We start from the raw sequence: 18068 nt of genomic DNA, 5'->3' as shown, positions 1-18068 counted from the left end.
ACTGTTTTTGGTTTGACTTTAATTTTCTTTGTTAGTACATTGGTTACAACATTTGTACAACCTTATATAAAATGGTTGTACAAATGTTCAACTTTAAACCATCTCCGTACTATGAAGATATCCTTAAAAAAGAAAAAGTTACAGAACGGAAAGCAGAGTCTTTATATAGAGTACTATAAAGGCTCTACCACAGATGAGAAGGGAAAAAGAATCCATTTGAGGGATTTTGAGTTCTTGAAAATTTACCTTCACCAAAAGCCAAAGAATGCTAGTGAAAAGAAAGAGAACAAGGAAAACCTCCAATTGGCAGAAAGCATCCTGGCTATCCGGCAAAGTGACTATATTCAAGGAAAGTTTGATGTAAAAAACATTAGCAAGTCCAAGCGGCCTTTTCTGGATTTTTTTAAGGAGAAAATGGAGGAAAAAGCCCATTCAGAGAAAAACTATGGGGTATGGACTTCCACCTTTGTTCACCTGAAAAACTGTGTCAGTCCTAATTTTCTTTTTGATGAGGTCGATGATAGTTTTACCAAAAGTGTCCGAAGGTACTTTGAGGAGAAAGCCCGTACCAAAAGTGATATCCCCCTCTCCATGAATTCCAAGTACTCTTACTTTAATAAATTCAAAGCTTGCTTAAGAAGTGCCTTTGATGAAGGGTATTTAAATATCAATTACGCTGCTAGGGTCAAATCTTTTGAACAGGCAGAGAGCCAACGGGAGTATTTAACATTCTCTGAACTACAGGCACTCACCAACACCCAGTGTAAATACAAGGTCCTGAAAAAAGCCTTTTTGTTTTCATGTTTAACAGGTCTTAGGTGGTCTGATATCAATAGCCTTACTTGGTCAGAGGTTCGGGACGAGGACGACAATACCTTCAGGGTTAATTTTCGACAAAAGAAAACAGATGGTGTGGAATACCTTTATATCTCTAAACAGGCTAGGGATTTATTAGGTGAACGTCAGTCCCCACATGATAGAGTGTTTTACGGTCTTAAATACAGTGCCGTTTATAATAACGAAATTGTAAGGTGGTGCAACCGAGCTGGGGTATTCAAGCACATTACCTTTCATAGTGCCAGGCATACCAATGCCGTACTTTTATTGGAGAATGGAGCTGACTTATACACCGTCCAGAAGCGATTAGGTCATAAGGAAATTAAAACTACAGCTATTTATGCGAAAATCGTGGATGAGAAAATGAGAGAGTCTGCCCACATCATCCCTAATCTTGACTTGGATTTAAAACTTTAACAACGATGAAATCAAAAAGTAAAATTCTTTTAAGAGCTGCATTAATTTTTGTCGCAGTTATAATTTATACCTCCTTATTTATCTACTTCAGGTTCAACTATTTCGTCTGGACTACTGGATTGGGTATGACTTGCATTCTGTTGTTTTATACATGGAAAATGATTCGGAGATATCCCGCTTGGTATGCCGCTTATATGTTTGATGGAAAAATAGTTGGCCTTAAGAAGAAAGTGGAAAAGCCAAGGTTATTTTTTTATTCTGTTTTTTGGCCACCCATGGTTCTGAGTATATATGTAGTTTTTTCAACCCCGTCCACAGAAACGATGTCCAATAGTATTTTACTTTATTCCCTGTTTATTTCTTTATTTATATCTGGGGTTGCATTTCTTAATTTAACTTGGAAATCCGATTTTGAAAGCAGATACATTCCATTTATAAGGGATGCTGTGGCCAAAAGAAATTATGAATTTAAGGCTCAAATTGATGATGAATCATTAGGAAGCATTTTTGATGGCCTTATCAGTTTTGGTTTTTTGGAATATTTAGATGATTCTTTAAGAATAAGTAATCGTAAAAAATTCATTCGAATTTTCAAGGAAGGATATTATCCAGATAAGCCCCTATTCAAAATGAAAATGGACAATATTCAAACTCATTACTTTTTTGATTGTTTAAAGGAAAATATTAACGGACTGGATTTAGATGGTTACCTTCAAATCTTTTATCATGATCGGAATAAAAAGCAACCCACTGAAGATTCAATAAGATCCTCAAAATCTAAATCATTAAACGGACCTAAACGCAAAGAAGATTTGGACGCAATTTTCAATAAATAGGTTTATATGTTAGGTTAAAAGGTTAATGTACCTTAACCCTAGAAAATTTTGATGATATACTTTACATTCTTTTGCTGCATAGAACAAAACAAATGACAGCAATGGAAAACGAATTAATCTTAAGCAAACTCAATCGTATTGAGAAATTCATTTTTGGTCTGAAAGACATCTTGAATGTGGAAGAGCTATGTGAATATACAGGATTTAAAAAGTCCTTTATCTATAAGCTCGTACACGAAGGAAAGATCCCCTATTCCAAACCCAATGGAAAGGTATTATTTTTTGAACGCAAAAAAATCGATGCTTGGCTTCTTCAAAATTCCCACCAATCTGAGTCCGAAATCAAAAGGGAAGCATTTCTATATGCCAGAAAAAAATAAAGCGGAAATCCGAAGAAATCCGCCTTGTATTTTGTGGAAATAGTATTCCTGTTTGACACTGTAAAGATACTGTTTCTGCATTCATTTTCAAACCATTAGATGTAGAACCATGCAGAAAAGAAGTCCTTTCAAACAGTTGGATGATAATTCCAATTACCCGATGGTTAAGATGATCCGCTATTTAATGAGCAAATATGACTTTATCAATAATGTGGTAGTCTATGAGGTCTTTGCTAGTGAGAAAGAAAAAGACCACTTCTATAGAGTGAACCCACACACTTTGCTGATTGAAGCAAAAGCTGCCGGACATAACACCTCTCTTGCCGATATCAATTCATTTCTTAGCTCTGATTACATACCGAAGGTCAACCCCTTACAACTTTATTTTGAAAAGCATGAAAAAGATTGGATAGAACATGAACATGGCGACTATATAGAAAGATTCGCCAGTTATATCCATGTCCAGGATTCTGATAGGTTCATAATCCAGTTCAAAAAATGGTTGGTGCGGTGCGTGGCTTGCAGTCTGGATGATCAGTACTTTAATAAACAAGCTTTGATCCTAGTCCAGGACAAACAAAACAGTGGGAAATCCACGCTAACTAGGTTTCTAACTCCACCCGATCTTTCTGAGTACCAAACTGAAAACATTTCCATTGATAAGGACAGCCTAATAGCACTTTGTCAAAACTTTCTGATTATACAGGATGAGCTATCAACTTTAAACAAGCAGGAAATCAATGCACAAAAAAGCCTGATGAGCCGATCCTATATCAAAGTCCGGCATCCGTATGACAGAAAACCCAGCATGGAGCCAAGACGGGCTTCTATTATTGGATCCAAAAATAAGTCTGAATTCTTAACTGATGATACCGGTAGTGTAAGATGGCTATGCTTTACCCTGAAAGGGATCAACTGGGCCTACAAAAAGGAAATAGATATCAATCTGGTTTGGTCACAGGCCTATTCGCTATACAAAAACGGCTTTGATTATAATATGTCTGCTGAGGAAATAGCGGAGAATGAAGAAGCCAATGCCCAGTACAGCACGATCACAATGGAGTTTGAACTTGTCCAGAAACATCTAGTCCCAGGAGATAAAGATGATGATTTCCTTACCCCTTCTGACATACTGCAGTACTTGAATAAGGCTGAAGGATCAATATTAAAATTGAGGAGGGAAGAAATTGGAAAAGCCTTGAAAAGACTTGGGTTTGAACAAGGGTCAAAAAGAGGCTATAACAATAAAACATATCCCGTAAAGGGATACCATATAAAATATAGAAATCCACCTACTACATTACTACAATAAATATAACCTATTGAATATCTATTGATTAATGGTAGTGACCTTAAATAAATTAAACCCACTACACTTACTACAAAGTCAAAAATGTAGTTAGTGTAGAAGGGTGAAGTTATCCCAATTACAGTCCGCATACTACACTTAAAATACTGATAAACAACAATCTAAATGATATGTAGTAAGGAAGTAGGCACCATTGTCAATTTTAACAATCAAACGATACAAACCATGAACTGTAAGCAAGCCAATAAAATCCGCATTTCCGAATACCTTTCGGCCCTGGGAATCCATCCTAAAAGGAACTTGGGGCAGTGCTCTTATTATCTTTCCCCAATAAGAGAAGAAAAAACACCCTCATTTAAAGTCGATCATAGAGTGAACCTATGGATTGATTATGGGGACAATAATTCAGGAGGAACCCTCATTGACCTGATCTTAAAGCTGAATCCTTCATTTTCTGTTGAGGATGCTTTGAACCAACTGAAAGACCTTAAACTTGAATCTTTTTCTTTTCAACAGCAAACCATTCTTGAGGATATCAAAATAGAACCTAAAATTAAGGTGACTAACACCAAGCCCATTGGAACCAACAAGGCTATTTCGGATTACTTGGTTTCCAGGCAAATATCTCCACTCATCGCTCAGCACTTTTGTAAGGAGGTATATTTTGTCATGAATGGGAAAAGATACTTTGGGGTAGGAAATGAAAATTCCAATGGCTGGTCGATCCGCAATAAATATTGGAAAGGCTGTTCTGGACAGGGGGTCAGTATTTATGGAGATGTAGAAAACGAATACTTTGCTACACTATCCGTTTTCGAGGGAATATTTGATCTGATGAGTTTTGTCCAGATGAATAAGTTTTCTTGTAAGGCTACTTGTTTTCTAATACTTAATTCCCTTTCAAATGTCAAGGAGGCTTTGCCATATTTCAAAAGCTTTCAAACAGTTGAACTATACCTTGACCGGGATGAAGCAGGAAAGAAAGTGACCAAAGAGCTACTGGAAACCAATGTCAATTGTTTCGATAAAAGCAGGCTCTACGATCTGCATAAAGATCTCAATGAGAAGGTGGTCCAGGAGCGAAAGTTTGGATTGGGAAGATAGGGTCGCTTTGCGAAGCAAGCCATGTTTCCGTCTGACGGAAACGCTTGCTTCGCTCTGCTCAGAAAATGAAAATTCACTTAGTTCATTTCAAAATAAGATGGCAAGACCAAAAATATCAAATGAAGAAAGAAGGACAGTCAGGTTCAGTTTCAGAATGAATGATGAGGAAGTAAGGCAACTGGCGAGCCTTTGTGAAATCTCCAATTTACCAGCTGCGAATGTGGTTCGATCCTGTGTGTTTAAGAACAGGCTCCCTCAGGCAAAAGTCCCAAAGTTGGATTTGCAGACTTATGTGGAGCTGAAGAGGATTGGCAATAATATCAACCAGATCGCCAAACATTATAATTCAAAGTTCAATGTTTCCGATGAGCGATTGAAAGCTTTAGACAGTCTTTCGGATAAATTGGATTATATCATAAAATGTCTACTCGATGATCGCTAAACAGTCCATAGGAAAATCGTTTATGGGGGCCTTTGAATACAATTTTCAAAAACTCCACGATAAGGACATTACAAAAAGGGCTGAGCTGCTAGCCACTAACTTTAGCAGTACTGAAAGGGCAATGGTGAAAAAGGAACTGGATATAATGAAAAGCCTCAATCCCCGATTGACCAGAAATACCTATCACACCAGTCTGAACTTTGGTAAAGAGGAAAGCTTGACCAATGATAAAATGCTGGCCATTGCTGAGGAGTATATGAGGAAAATGGGCTTTGACAATAACGCCTATTTCATTTTCAGACATCATGATACCGAACATCCGCATTGCCATATTCTGGCACTGAGGAACCGATTTGATGGAAGGGTGGTATCCGATAGCAATAATTTCAGGCGGAGTGAAAAGCTGATCAGGGAACTCGAAAAGAAATATGGCCTCCAGGAAGTCAAAAGTAGTCAAGAAGCTACGCTTAAAGCAGCTAATAAGGATGAAATAGAAATGGTATTGAGAACTGGTGAGCCATCCAAACGGATGATGCTACAGGAAAAGGTAAACGAAGCCTTGAAACAAGCCAATAATATCCCCTCATTTATTGAACATTTGGAAAAAGAAGGGATAAACGTCCTTTTCAATCAGGCCAGTACGGGCAGGGTATCAGGAATATCCTATTTGTTTGATGGTTTTACAGCCAAAGGACAGGCTTTGGGGAATCAATTTAAATGGGGAAATGTATCAAAAAAATTAAACTATGAGCAAACTAGAGACAGCAAGGAAATTAGCAAAGCAAATGAACAAACAAGGGCAAAATACCCCTCAGGAGCATCAAAAGGTCAGGATAGAATTTCAGGAACTGATAAAGTGCTTGGTGGAACTTCAGCAAAACCAAGTGCAGATCATAAAGAATCAGAAGGCTTTGTACAATCAGATCAACAGCATTCGCTCACCACAGCCGAAACCAGATCCCAGGATGGATCAGCTTATCAAGGGACAGACTGGGCTAAAGGAATCCCATTCTCAGATGATACAGGTCGTGAAAATAGCCTTTTTAGCGCTTATGGTGCCATTGCTGGCCTTAGCCAGTTGCTTGGTCCTGTTCCGGCTACTGGGAATTTAGAGGAGGCTCCTCAAAGGAAAAGAAAGAAGAAGAAAAAGAAAAGTTATGGGAGAGGGATTTAATATGTATGGTTAGCAGCTAAGTATTTAACATTCATGCTTGGCTACCTCGAATCATTCTTGAATAAGAAATTTGAATAAATTGACTATTCCTTTCATATAAATGAATTAAAAAAAAAAAATATTTAATATATTTAAATGAAAGGATGCATTTTTCAAGAGAAATATGAATTAGATTATCATTCATTGATAATATTTTACTAAATAATATAATCCAAATTTGCTGTTTTGATGTCGCGAAAGCATTTTATCTTCCGTCTATGTAGAAAAAAGATTTCTATACTAAATTTTGTATACTATGAAAAATCCAAAAAATTTTCTCCTAGCATTGATTGCTATTTTCATCTTTTCAGGATGTGAAGAAGTGCCAAATCCTGGATGCATAAAGGCTAAGGTAATTGGATATCAGTCATGTTATAATGTAAATATTGTTCAGATTCTAAGCGGCCCTGTAAAGGGCAGGGAATTAGACTGGTACGAACAAAAATATGATAATGTTGTCCAGTTTACGGGGGCAGTAATACCCAAGGACGAGATAATATATATCAATTATAGTCTTTACGGCACAGACGAAAAACCAGAATACCAAAGTCAAATTTGCCCTTCGAACACTTTCCCTGTACCAGTACCATATGTAAAATTAAATGATTATTCAACCATAAAATGTCCCTAAAAATGAAACACTTAAAAACTTTTTTTATCCTTTTACTTATTGTTTTTATAATATCTTCAATTTCAAGAGAAGAGACCTATTATTGGTCAAATGGGAAAAAGAATTTTTTATCTATGGATAAAAACTCAATACTTTTAAGGGGGAGACCAGACATAGACATGGAAGCATTGGTCTCAAAAATCAAAAAAAAAGATCTCACCAATTCTGTTAGTAAAACATCAAAACGAGAAATTATCGTTAAATCTAAAAATGCTAATTTAGATATTAAAAGAATATTAGATGAAAACCCTGAAATTGAATCTGGTGCATATGGGTTAACTTTTATGAATGACGACAACCCCATTTTTACAAATGGAGAAATTTTACTTAAACCAAAGAATGGGGTTCATATTGATAGTATACTAAATTTAATAAAAGATGAGTATGAGTCATTGAAAGAAAAAAAGCACAACACTTACAAAATAGTAATTAAGGATTGGGACAAAGTTCTCAGTCTATCCAATTTGATTTATGAAAGTGAATTAGTGGATTACTGCCATCCAAATTTTCGTGCTCAGATTTTAAAAAATCAAATTGCAATTCCCTATACCCCTACTGACCCCTTATATCCTGATCAATATTACCTTAACCAAGGAAATAATATTGATATCAATGCACCACAAGCATGGGGAATTTCTACGGGGGTAGGTGAAGTAAGGGTAGCTGTTATTGATGATGGAGTTGAAAACCATGAAGATATTGATGGAAGAGTCCTTCAAGGTTTCACTCCTACTGATCCAACTGGCTTTGGTGCTCCTGTCTTTCCAGTTCCCTTAGGAACGAATGTTATAATAGGTCATGGTCAAGCATGTGCAGGAATCATTGCTGCTTCTCAAGACAATGTAGGAATAGCCGGTATTGCCCCATGTACAGATATTATTCCCGTAAATATTTTTAATGATTATACTACTTTTGTTGATCAAAATGGCCAACTCGTTTCTGTTTCTAATGAGACATGCGAAGATATAAGGGATGCAATAGACTGGGCTTGGGAAGATGGAGAAGCAGATATATTAAGCAATTCCTGGAGTTATCGTAATGAGGGTGCGTGGTTTGATAATATCGAAGATGCGATTGGCCGTGCAAGAACAGAAGGAAGAGGTGATTTAGGGAGTTTAGTGGTCTTTTCATCTGGAAATAATCATTCAGATTTTGGTTGCGACGATTGTTATAGTGGTGTAAACTTTCCTGCAAATGTCCCAGGTGTAATAACTGTTGGTGCCATCGCTCCAAGTGGAACAATATGGAACTACAGTAGTCGAGGACCGGAGATGGATTTAGTTGCCCCATCAGGAGGTGTAGGTCAGCTTGCTGATTTAACTACTACAGACAGGATGGGAGCTAACGGTTATAACGCGGGCAATTATACAGATACTTTTAGTGGTACCTCTGCAGCTTGTCCACAAGTATCGGGTGTTGCTTCATTAATGCTATCGGTTAACCCCAGTTTGACAGAACCGCAAATGAGAAATATTTTACAGCAGACTGCTACAGATATGGGGAGCAGTGGTTTTGATAATACATTCGGATTCGGACGTTTAAATGCCCAAGCTGCATTGCAATCAGCGCTACCGACTGTTTCTGGTTCTTCCCTTCTATGTTCAGGTAGTGGAACATTTACACTTCCAAACACACCTGCGGGGAGTACCGTTACATGGTCTGTAACCCCGACTTCTCCTTTTACAAATAGTAATGGTACTGGCTCATCTGCATTTGTTGAACTATTTGCAAGTACTTATACCGGCCGAACTCCAAAAATAACCTTTAATGTTTCAAGTGATTGTGGAGATGTAGAAATTTCCCAAAACTTTTGGCCTGGGCAGCCACAAATAACCTATTTTCCTCCGGGACAGGATCCATGTCATGCCAATCCGTATTGGAGTGCACCTGATATTCCAGGAGTTACCTATACTTGGTCAGTGGATAATCCAAATGTATGGATTGTCCAAAATGGAGATCGAATAGTAGCGGTACTGTCAGATGATCCTGAATATTTTAATCTTACTTTGCAAATGTCTGATGGGACTTGTTCAACAAGTCATGTTATTAATGCCTACACAGACGGATATTATTGCCAGTGTTTTTCTGATCCTTCCTGTAACAATCAAATGGCTCTAAATGTGTATCCAAATCCTGTTTCAGAGAACCTCACTGTTGAAGTAGATACAACGGATTTTCGTCTTGAAAATACTGGTGAGTATTTATATGAACTTAAAATATATTCCCCATCAGGGGATGAAATGATTTCGAAACAGGTTTCAACATTAAAAACAAGTATAAATGTAAGAGATCTAAAAAATGGATTTTATTATATTCATTTAATTCACAAAGAAGGTATCATACGTGAAAAGATTCGAGTTGAAAGATAAAGGGTTCGAATCTATCTGTAAGTAGAAAGAGTATAAAGAAAAATTTTAAAAAGCATGGCAGATATTATTAGCTGCCATGCTTTTACCTGAAAATATAATGGTTGTTAATGATGATGAAAGAAATATTATATTTCTTTGAATGAAGGGTATTATTTAGCTTCTTTTTCCCCTTTTTCAATTTCCAGCATCTCCTTATACCCTTGGGCAGCACTTTCTGCAATCCGCTTGGATTCAGAAGAATCAGCGGAAACCTTGAACTCTACTTTAAGTGCTTTTAACACAGCTTTAATGGCATCCGCTTTTTCTTGATCTTCTATCTCGATTAGGAAAGTTTCCATTTAACTATTTTATAGATTTGGATATACAATTCACTTATTTCAAGATACTTATATATGCATATATTCCTATATCTGTATATACAAATATGTCCATATTCACATAGATTTATATCTATATATACCTACTATTAAACCAAAGTCAAAAACTAGTAAATCAAGCAGTAGATAAAATTATTCAAGTCTACTTGGCAAAATTCTATTTATTAGTAATTAACCGCTCTAATCTTGCCATCATCTCATCCTTTTCCTTTAACATTCTCTCATACAAGGCGATTTTCTCTTCATGGAGCTGGATCAACTTGTCTACAGGATGAAAGGTAGGATAGTTATTATATATGAAGCCTGTGGCGCTATCGTTAGCATGAAAGGTATTCGAAATAATATTCACCGCCTGCTCTTCATCAAAATTTTGGATGGCTTCGACAGGGATATGAAGGATTTCAGAAACTTGGCGGAGAATGTCTTCTTCGATAGTCTCTTTTTGTTCCAATAAGGAAATTTTCTTTTGAGACCAATCCTCTCCCATTTCGTGTGCCAAGGAATCTTGTTTGATACCGAGCATTTCCCTAAAGCGTTTGATATTTCTTCCTTGATGGATATTTCTTGAAGTTGAATTTGTCATATGGCTTGGTTGCTAAAAAACTAAAGTACAAGTTACGAAAAATGGAATATTATGGAAACAAGGAATGATAGAATGTCCTGATTAAGGGTTTAAAAACCGTTTATTGTTTTTAGTATGTGTCATTCAGAATGTCTCTATGACCAGGAAAATTCTTGCCCTTCAAAACTGATAAAATATTTCGCTATCCCAGCTGAAATCCTCGCATAATTTCCTATTTTAGTCAAAATTTGTCAAGTCAATAATCAAATAGACTTAAAATGATTGGAGATAAAATACGGGAACTCCGTGAAGGTGAAAATATCCTGCTTCGGCAGCTTGCCGCACAGCTGGACATGGATACAGCACTACTCAGTAAAATGGAGCGTGGAGATCGCCTTTTTAGAAAAGAAGATATTATCGAGCTGGCTAAAATCTTCCATCAGTCCCAGGAAGAATTACTAACCTTATGGCTGGCGGATAAAATCCTGAAAACCACCGAAGGAGAAGCCTATATTCCACAAGCCCTCAGCTTAGCCTTGCAAACCTATAATAAAAACCATTCAATCTGAACTTTAGCGATATGAGTATAGATAAACTGGACTTAAAGTCCCCAGACTTGGTCAAAGAAAATTTTGATAAACTGGCTCAACTTTTTCCAAACTGCATCACCGAATCAGAAGTGGAAACAACCAATGGCACTGAGCTCAGCAGAAGCATAGATTTCGACCTGCTGAAGCAAGAGCTTAGCCATGCTGTAGTGGAAGGCATCAAGGAGCGCTACCGGCTGGAATGGCCCGGAAAACGAGAAGCCATCGTCACCGCCAATTTGCCCACTACTAAAACCCTGCGCCCGGTACGAGAAGACTCAGTGGATTTCGACAATACCGAAAATATCTATATCGAAGGAGATAATCTGGAAGTGCTAAAACTCCTTCAGGAAAGTTATTTGGGTAAGATCAAAATGATCTATATAGATCCTCCTTATAATACCGGAAATGATTTTGTTTATGTAGATGACTTCAAAAAAAAGGCTAAAGAATCTGACCTAGAAAGCGGACTTGTTGATGAAGAAGGCAAAAAACTTTCTGGACTAAAGGATAATCCTGCCACTGCTGGCCGCTACCACTCTGATTGGCTAAGCATGATGTACCCTAGATTGAAATTAGCTAGAAACCTATTGACTTCAGACGGAGTCATATTTATTTCTATTGACGATAATGAAGTTCACAATCTTCGAAAAATTTGTGATGAGATATTTGGTGAGAGTAATTTCCTAACTAGTATCGTTTGGGAAAAGCGCTTTACTAGAAGCAATAATTCAAAAACTTTTGCTACCCTGACAGAGCATATACTATGTTTTAGAAAATCAGATTCTCTTTCAGAAATAAAGGAACCAAGAAATGAAAAAGCGGATTCCACGTATTCAAATCCTGATAATGATCCTAGAGGGGTTTGGACAAGTGTATCATACGTTAATCCAGCAACAAAGGAACAAAGACCTAATTTATCATACGAACTAATTAATCCAATAACTGGAGAAAAAGTAGTTCACCCGACTAATGCATGGAAGTATGAATTTTCCAAATACCAAAAACATCAATCAGAGAATAGACTTTATTGGGGAAAGGATGGAGGAAATACCTACCCAAGATTAAAAAGATTTTTGTCTGAAATGGATAAAGGAATGGTTCCAGTAAATTTTTGGACCAGACAAGAGACTGGAACAACTGATGAAGCAAGTAAATACTTACAAGATTTAATGAAGAATAAAGTTTTTGACTTTCCAAAACCATTTAGCCTAATCCAAAAGGCTGTCAGGATGGGAATGAAAGACAGCGACATTATTCTTGATTTCTTTTCTGGGTCTGCATCCTCGGCCCACGCTATTTTAAAACAGAATGCCGAAGATTCCGGAAAAAGAAAATATATCCAAGTACAACTTCCTGAAGAAACGGATGAAAAAAGTGATGCCTACAAAGCAGGTTACAAAAATATCAGCGAAATAGGCAAAGAACGAATCCGAAGAGCAGCAAAAAAGATCAAGGAAGAAACCAATGCGGATATTGATTACGGTTTCCGTGTCTATCGTCTGGACAGCAGTAATATGCAGGATGTCTATTACCGTCCTCAGGACTATCAGCAGAGCCAGTTGGATGCCTTTGCCGATAATGTCAAGCCCGACCGTACACCGGATGATTTGCTGGCACAGATCATGTTGGACTGGGGACTTTCGCTGAGCTTAAAAATCAGGACTAGGGATATTATTGGAAAGAAAGTCTATATGGTAGCTGAAAATTCCCTTTATGCCTGTTTTGATCAGGGCATCGATGAAGACTTTGCCAAAGAAATCGCCAAGGATGAACCACTTAGGGTGGTATTCCGAGACAGCGGCTTTAAAAACGATACCGCCAAGGTGAATGTCCGTCAGTTACTAAAGCAGTTAAGTCCAGAAACAGAAATGAAAGTGATCTGATATGAAGGATTATACAGCAGAAGAATTGTTTAAACTGTTGAACCAACAGGACGAATGCGATTGGATAGAAGCAAAGGGAGGGCATGAAAGTTCACATTCAGTCATGGAGACGGTGTGCGCTTTTGCGAATGAACCCTCATTAGGTGGTGGTTATATCTTATTGGGTGTAGCTGAAGATAAAGCTTCGCTTATTCCTCAATATAAAACAGTCCATATTACCGACCCGGATAGTTTTCAGAAAGATTTTGTCAGCCAGTGTAGCTCAATGTTCAATATTCCTGTACGACCTAAAGTCACGGTGGAAAGAGTGCATGGTGATACCATAATAAAAGTTCGTGTGGATGAGCTTTCTCTTAACCAAAAGCCTTTTTATTTCAAAGCGGATGGACTTCCCCAGGGAGCATACCGACGTATCGGCCCAACAGATCAAAGGTGCAATGAAGATGATTTGCGGGTCTTTTATGCTGACTATCAAGGTTATGATCAGACCCCGGTTACGGGTACTAGCCTTGAGGATATAGATGAAAATGCGCTTAAAAGGTATAGGACTCTTCGTGAAAAAGTAAATGCTGCAGCAGAAGAATTAAGCTACTCTGATGCTGAGCTTTTGGAAGCCCTAGGCTGTGTGAACAAACAGAACAAAAGTGAACTTAACCTATCCGGATTAGTGCTTTTTGGAAGTTCTAAAGCTTTAAGAGCACATATGCCTATGTTGAGGGTTGATTATATCAGGGTTCCAGGCAATGTTTGGGTACAGGATCCTGATGACAGGTTCACTACCATAGATATGAGAGGACCACTTCTAACTTTGGTTTTTCGATTGATCGAAGCGATTAACAATGATCTTCCAAGAGGATTTTTATTATCAGATGGAGAGATGCAAGCCAAATCCGTTGGACTTCCATCGAAAGCGCTTCGTGAAGCCATCGTCAATGCTGTAATGCACAGATCCTACCGTGAGCATAGACCCATTCAGGTGATCCGATATGATAATCGTATTGAGATTATCAACCCAGGTTATTCACTTAAGGCTGAAGACAAATTGGGAGAACCAGGAAGTGAAACGAGAAACCCATTTATTGCAGCAGTATTTCATGAGACGAACTTAGCTGAGACCAAAGGGTCGGGTATTCGGGCCATGAGAAAATTAATGGCTTCTTCTCACTTGGCCCCTCCTACATTCGATTCTGATAGGAATAACAACCAATTTGTAACCCGCTTATTGCTCCATCATTTTCTTGATCAACAAGATGTAGATTGGTTGGCTCAGTTTGCTGGGTTACAGTTGAACGACAGTCAAAAGCAAGCGTTGATTTTTGTAAGGGAAGTTGGAGCCATAGATAATCATAAATATCGTCAGATGGCGGATTGTGACACTTTAAAGGCCAGTATCGAACTTAGATCATTAAAAAATCATGATCTGTTAGAGCCGAAGGGTAAAGGAAAAGGAACTTATTATATCGCCGGAAAAAAATTAAGTACCCCAGCTCAGGATTTAAGTGCACCACCCCAAGAATTAAGTACCCTAGCTCAGCATTTAAGTACACCACCTCAAGATTTAAGTAACCTAGCCCAGGATTTAAGTACACCACCTACCATTAGCAAGGAACTGGAAAATCGAATCAACGAACTAAATCAGAGGGAACATGATCACAAAAAGGTTGGGGAAATTATAAAGGAAATATGTGCAGAAAGAGCGGTGAAAGCTTCCCATATCGCCAACATATTAGGTAAAGGTGAAAAATATATAAAGCGGCAATACCTTAAAGAAATGATCAAATCTGGAGAACTAAAATACCTTCATCCCGAATTGATTAATCATCCTGAACAGGCATATATCAAGAAAGGAGAAGTTAAAAGATGAAACTCCAATTTAAAGAACAAGATTTTCAGATTCAGGCGGTTAAAGCCGTGGTGGATTGTTTTAATGGCCAACCCATAAAAACCAATCGTTTCACCTTAGAGCGCAGCAAAAACCTGATCAAAAAGGCCAAGCAAGCAGCCAGTGGAAGTATTCAAGCATCAGTGTTCGAATCAGAGGTACTGGAAGAAATAGGCTATCGTAATAGTCCTATACAGTTATTGGAACCACAGGTGTTGAAAAATATCCAACAGGTTCAAAAACTGAACGACTTGAACGAGAGTCAACAGATAGAAAGGCCAAAAGGAACAAAGCTGGGCTATAACCTGACCATTGAAATGGAAACCGGTACGGGTAAGACCTATACCTATATCCGTACCATGTATGAATTGCATAAGCATTATGGTTGGAGCAAGTTCATCGTTATTGTCCCCAGTATTGCCATTCGTGAAGGTGTGTTTAAATCTTTTGAGGTAACTCAGGATCACTTTCAGGAATTGTATGGGCATAAGATCAACCCTTTTATTTACAATTCCGGTCGTCCCCAGGATATAGAAAACTTTGCCTCGGACAGCAGGATCAGTGTGATGATTATCAATACACAGGCTTTTTCTTCTGCTCAATACGACAAAAAGACAGGAGAATTAAAGGATAATGTGGGCAACCGTATCTATCGGGAATTGGATCAATTTGGAACAAGGAGGCCTATTGATATCATCTCCCAGACCAATCCTATTTTGATCATCGATGAACCACAATCCGTTGGTAAACAAGGGTCTAAAACCTTAGATAGTATGCAAGGATTTAACCCCTTATTTACCTTAAGGTATTCTGCCACTCACGCCAAAGGTGAAGAATACAATAAGATTTATCGATTAGATGCACTGGATGCCTATAACCAGCATTTGGTCAAGAAAATTCAGGTCAAAGGCATCAACCTGAAAGGCTCAACAGGTACTACAGGGTACTTGTACCTTGAGCATATCAGCTTGAGTACCACCAAGCCGCCTTTTGCCGTATTGGAATTTGAAAAGAGAGTTGGAGAAAGTATCAAAAAAGTAAGGCAAAAGCTTCCTGAAGGTGCTAATCTGTATGAATTGTCTGGAAATCTACCGGCCTATAAAAACCATACAATTTCCGAAATCAACGGATACCTAAATAAGGTAGTCATTAATGGACAGGACATTTTTCCAGGGGATATACTCAATGATAAGGACGAACATTCATTCCGTAGGGTGCAGATCAGGGAAACCATCATGTCCCACTTGCAAAAAGAAAAACAACTGTTTGGCCAAGGGATAAAAGTCCTCAGCCTCTTCTTTATAGACTCCGTTGATAAATACCGTATGTATGATGAATCAGGAGAGAAATTATTGGGTGAGTATGCTCAGATTTTTGAGGAAGAATATAATAATGTCCGAAGTGAGTTCTTGGATATCTTTAAAGCTGAATATAATGACTATCTGGTGGAAACTGATCCAGGAAAGGTCCATAGAGCTTACCTGCCTACCGAACAAGTAGGTTTACCAACGACCTATTCAAGTTACCTATCCAGGGATGATGCCGGAAAAGTACATGATGGCTATTTTTCCATTGACAAAAAAGGTAAATCCATCGATCCTAAAGTAAAACGGGGGAGCGAGGAATCAGATGATACTTCTGCCTATGACCTGATCATGAAGGACAAGGAGAAGCTAATGAGCTTTGAAGAGCCAGTGCGCTTTATCTTTTCACACTCTGCCCTGAAAGAAGGTTGGGACAATCCCAATGTATTCCAAATCTGTGCCCTCAAAAATGCGGATAGTGGAAGCCAGACCAGAAGAAGGCAGGAAGTAGGCCGTGGTATGCGTCTGTGTGTGGACAAACGGGGTGTAAGGCAGGACTTTGATTTGGTGGGCGAACAAATCCATGAAATCAATAAGCTGACCGTTATTGCATCAGAAAGCTATGAGGCGTTTGCCAAAGGGCTTCAAACCGAAATAGCTGCTACACTCAGAGACCGTCCACAAAGAGCCGAAGTGGAGTATTTTGTGGGAAAAGTAGTCAGTAATGAACAAGATGAAACGCATCGTCTAACGGAGGAGGATGCAAAGAAATTGAACAAGCTCTTGTACAAAAATGATGTTATTGACGAAGAGGATAGGATCACTCCTGAAGGAAGGGAATTGATTGAGCAAAACAAAATGCCTCTTCCCTATACCCTTGAACCTTATCGGGAGTCAATTGGGAAATTACTCAAATCAGTATATACCGGGGAAGCCTTTAAGCCTGAAGATGAAAGACAAACCATTATTTTGGATACCAATGCCAATTTTGCAAAAAAGGAATTCCAGGAGTTATGGGATAAAATCAATCTGAAAACCGTGTACGAAGTCAACTTCGATACCGAAAAACTTATCAGGGACAGCAAAAACCGGATCAATGCCCAGCTCCATATTAGTGACCGTATATATGAAGTAAAAACCGGAGAGCTTCAGGAAGGCACAAAGGCAGAAATGGAACAAGGCAGCTTGGTGAAAGAATCCAAAAGGGAATCCCTAAAGCTCAAAAATGACCTGTATGCCAATACGGTTTATGATGTTATTGGAGAAATTGAGGCCTTGACCCATCTGACCAGAAGAACCATTGTGGCCATTCTTAAAGCCATTCATGAGGAGAAATTTTTACTGATCCGTAAAAACCCGGAAGAGTTTATCGCCAGGTCCAGCAAGTTAATCAATGAGGTAAAGGCCAGCTTGATCATCAATAATATTGTCTATCATAAGGTCGATGGCCGTCATGATGCCAAAACGGTCTTTACCAATGACAAGCATGCACTCCGCCAGTCGGACCTGTTGAAAAAGCACATATATGACTATTTGACCTCTGATTCCAAGATTGAGGCTGATTTTGCCAAAGCACTGGAAAACAGTACCGAGGTGGTGGTATATGCAAAGCTTCCCAAGAGTTTTTATGTCTCCACCCCTGTCGCCAAATACAGTCCTGATTGGGCCATTGTATTGGACAAGGACAAAGTACGACACATCTATTTTGTGGCAGAAACCAAAGGGTCTGATTCTGATATGGATTTACGGGAAATAGAGAAATTAAAAATCCACTGTGCCGAAAAACACTTTGATACCATCGGAGGCGGAGTGGTGAAATTTTCAAAAATAAGCAGCTATGAAAAGCTGATGGATATTGTTCAAATGAAATAACTCTAAAATTGACTTTCAGCC

Annotated in this window: 15 protein-coding genes; 13 read left to right on the top strand and 2 right to left on the bottom strand. The window is 38.3% G+C overall.

The window, feature by feature from the left end:
- Positions 1-111: 111 nt before the first annotated feature.
- From KZP23_RS17765 to KZP23_RS17725, 9 genes are all read left to right on the top strand, one after another.
- Positions 112-1254, top strand: a complete 1143-nt coding sequence (locus tag KZP23_RS17765) for a site-specific integrase (protein WP_226333128.1) — start codon at positions 112-114, stop codon at positions 1252-1254.
- 5 nt (positions 1255-1259) lie between these two features.
- On the top strand, positions 1260-2090 hold the full coding sequence (locus KZP23_RS17760) for a hypothetical protein (RefSeq protein WP_226333127.1): 831 nt from the start codon (positions 1260-1262) through the stop codon (positions 2088-2090).
- Between the two features lie 101 nt (positions 2091-2191).
- Positions 2192-2470 carry a helix-turn-helix transcriptional regulator gene (locus tag KZP23_RS17755; protein ID WP_226333126.1) on the top strand — a complete coding sequence of 93 codons (279 nt, stop codon included), beginning with the start codon at positions 2192-2194 and terminating at the stop codon, positions 2468-2470.
- Positions 2471-2579: 109 nt separating this feature from the next.
- Positions 2580-3782: a virulence-associated E family protein gene (locus KZP23_RS17750; protein ID WP_226333125.1), complete on the top strand. Its 1203-nt coding sequence runs from the start codon at positions 2580-2582 to the stop codon at positions 3780-3782.
- 162 nt (positions 3783-3944) lie between these two features.
- Positions 3945-4883 carry a toprim domain-containing protein gene (locus KZP23_RS17745; RefSeq protein ID WP_226333124.1) on the top strand — a complete coding sequence of 313 codons (939 nt, stop codon included), beginning with the start codon at positions 3945-3947 and terminating at the stop codon, positions 4881-4883.
- 97 nt (positions 4884-4980) lie between these two features.
- Positions 4981-5325: a plasmid mobilization relaxosome protein MobC gene (gene mobC / locus KZP23_RS17740; protein WP_226333123.1), complete on the top strand. Its 345-nt coding sequence runs from the start codon at positions 4981-4983 to the stop codon at positions 5323-5325.
- Positions 5315-6499 carry a relaxase/mobilization nuclease domain-containing protein gene (locus tag KZP23_RS17735; RefSeq protein ID WP_226333122.1) on the top strand — a complete coding sequence of 395 codons (1185 nt, stop codon included), beginning with the start codon at positions 5315-5317 and terminating at the stop codon, positions 6497-6499. The genes mobC and KZP23_RS17735 overlap by 11 nt, the downstream gene beginning before the upstream one ends.
- Before the next feature lie 295 nt (positions 6500-6794).
- Complete coding sequence (locus KZP23_RS17730) at positions 6795-7169, top strand: hypothetical protein (RefSeq protein ID WP_226333121.1); 375 nt, start codon at positions 6795-6797, stop codon at positions 7167-7169.
- Between the two features lie 2 nt (positions 7170-7171).
- Positions 7172-9577: a S8 family serine peptidase gene (locus tag KZP23_RS17725; protein ID WP_226333120.1), complete on the top strand. Its 2406-nt coding sequence runs from the start codon at positions 7172-7174 to the stop codon at positions 9575-9577.
- Between the two features lie 149 nt (positions 9578-9726).
- On the opposite strand, the gene KZP23_RS17720 is transcribed toward KZP23_RS17725, so the two are convergent.
- Together KZP23_RS17720 and KZP23_RS17715 are read right to left on the bottom strand one after the other, a co-directional pair.
- Positions 9727-9915 (bottom strand): DUF2683 family protein, encoded by a 189-nt coding sequence (locus tag KZP23_RS17720; RefSeq protein WP_226333119.1) that lies wholly within the window; start codon positions 9913-9915, stop codon positions 9727-9729.
- A gap of 196 nt (positions 9916-10111) precedes the next feature.
- Entirely contained in the window at positions 10112-10537 is a 426-nt protein-coding gene (locus tag KZP23_RS17715; RefSeq protein ID WP_226333118.1) for a helix-turn-helix domain-containing protein, read from the bottom strand.
- Between the two features lie 257 nt (positions 10538-10794).
- Here KZP23_RS17715 and KZP23_RS17710 point away from each other — a divergent pair, with 257 nt between their 5' ends.
- From KZP23_RS17710 to KZP23_RS17695, 4 genes are read left to right on the top strand one after another with little or no spacing between them, the layout of a single operon-like run.
- Positions 10795-11085 (top strand): helix-turn-helix domain-containing protein, encoded by a 291-nt coding sequence (locus KZP23_RS17710; RefSeq protein WP_226333117.1) that lies wholly within the window; start codon positions 10795-10797, stop codon positions 11083-11085.
- A gap of 11 nt (positions 11086-11096) precedes the next feature.
- Positions 11097-12989, top strand: coding sequence for a site-specific DNA-methyltransferase (locus KZP23_RS17705; RefSeq protein WP_226333116.1), 1893 nt, complete (start codon positions 11097-11099; stop codon positions 12987-12989).
- A 1-nt stretch (position 12990) separates the two neighbouring features.
- The gene (locus tag KZP23_RS17700) at positions 12991-14853 is read left to right on the top strand and encodes an ATP-binding protein (protein ID WP_226333115.1); all 1863 of its coding nucleotides are present in this window, start codon (positions 12991-12993) and stop codon (positions 14851-14853) included.
- Positions 14850-18047 carry a type III restriction-modification system endonuclease gene (locus KZP23_RS17695; protein WP_226333114.1) on the top strand — a complete coding sequence of 1066 codons (3198 nt, stop codon included), beginning with the start codon at positions 14850-14852 and terminating at the stop codon, positions 18045-18047. Before KZP23_RS17700 ends, KZP23_RS17695 begins: the two co-directional genes overlap by 4 nt.
- Positions 18048-18068 lie beyond the last annotated feature (21 nt).

Origin of the sequence: Echinicola marina (assembly GCF_020463795.1) — a bacterium.
Classification (GTDB): domain Bacteria; phylum Bacteroidota; class Bacteroidia; order Cytophagales; family Cyclobacteriaceae; genus Echinicola; species Echinicola marina.
The sequence above is the reverse complement of the archived record's forward strand: the minus strand, read 5'-3'. Positions and strand labels throughout refer to the sequence as shown.

Bases quoted from the DNA above. Each gene is read 5' to 3' on its own strand.
- KZP23_RS17765 (WP_226333128.1), top strand. From the start codon at position 112: ATGAAGATATCCTTAAAAAAGAAAAAGTTACAGAACGGAAAGCAGAGT.
- KZP23_RS17760 (WP_226333127.1), top strand. From the start codon at position 1,260: ATGAAATCAAAAAGTAAAATTCTTTTAAGAGCTGCATTAATTTTTGTC.
- KZP23_RS17755 (WP_226333126.1), top strand. From the start codon at position 2,192: ATGGAAAACGAATTAATCTTAAGCAAACTCAATCGTATTGAGAAATTC.
- KZP23_RS17750 (WP_226333125.1), top strand. From the start codon at position 2,580: ATGCAGAAAAGAAGTCCTTTCAAACAGTTGGATGATAATTCCAATTAC.
- KZP23_RS17745 (WP_226333124.1), top strand. From the start codon at position 3,945: ATGATATGTAGTAAGGAAGTAGGCACCATTGTCAATTTTAACAATCAA.
- mobC (WP_226333123.1), top strand. From the start codon at position 4,981: ATGGCAAGACCAAAAATATCAAATGAAGAAAGAAGGACAGTCAGGTTC.
- KZP23_RS17735 (WP_226333122.1), top strand. From the start codon at position 5,315: ATGATCGCTAAACAGTCCATAGGAAAATCGTTTATGGGGGCCTTTGAA.
- KZP23_RS17730 (WP_226333121.1), top strand. From the start codon at position 6,795: ATGAAAAATCCAAAAAATTTTCTCCTAGCATTGATTGCTATTTTCATC.
- KZP23_RS17725 (WP_226333120.1), top strand. From the start codon at position 7,172: ATGAAACACTTAAAAACTTTTTTTATCCTTTTACTTATTGTTTTTATA.
- KZP23_RS17720 (WP_226333119.1), bottom strand. From the start codon at position 9,915: ATGGAAACTTTCCTAATCGAGATAGAAGATCAAGAAAAAGCGGATGCC.
- KZP23_RS17715 (WP_226333118.1), bottom strand. From the start codon at position 10,537: ATGACAAATTCAACTTCAAGAAATATCCATCAAGGAAGAAATATCAAA.
- KZP23_RS17710 (WP_226333117.1), top strand. From the start codon at position 10,795: ATGATTGGAGATAAAATACGGGAACTCCGTGAAGGTGAAAATATCCTG.
- KZP23_RS17705 (WP_226333116.1), top strand. From the start codon at position 11,097: ATGAGTATAGATAAACTGGACTTAAAGTCCCCAGACTTGGTCAAAGAA.
- KZP23_RS17700 (WP_226333115.1), top strand. From the start codon at position 12,991: ATGAAGGATTATACAGCAGAAGAATTGTTTAAACTGTTGAACCAACAG.
- KZP23_RS17695 (WP_226333114.1), top strand. From the start codon at position 14,850: ATGAAACTCCAATTTAAAGAACAAGATTTTCAGATTCAGGCGGTTAAA.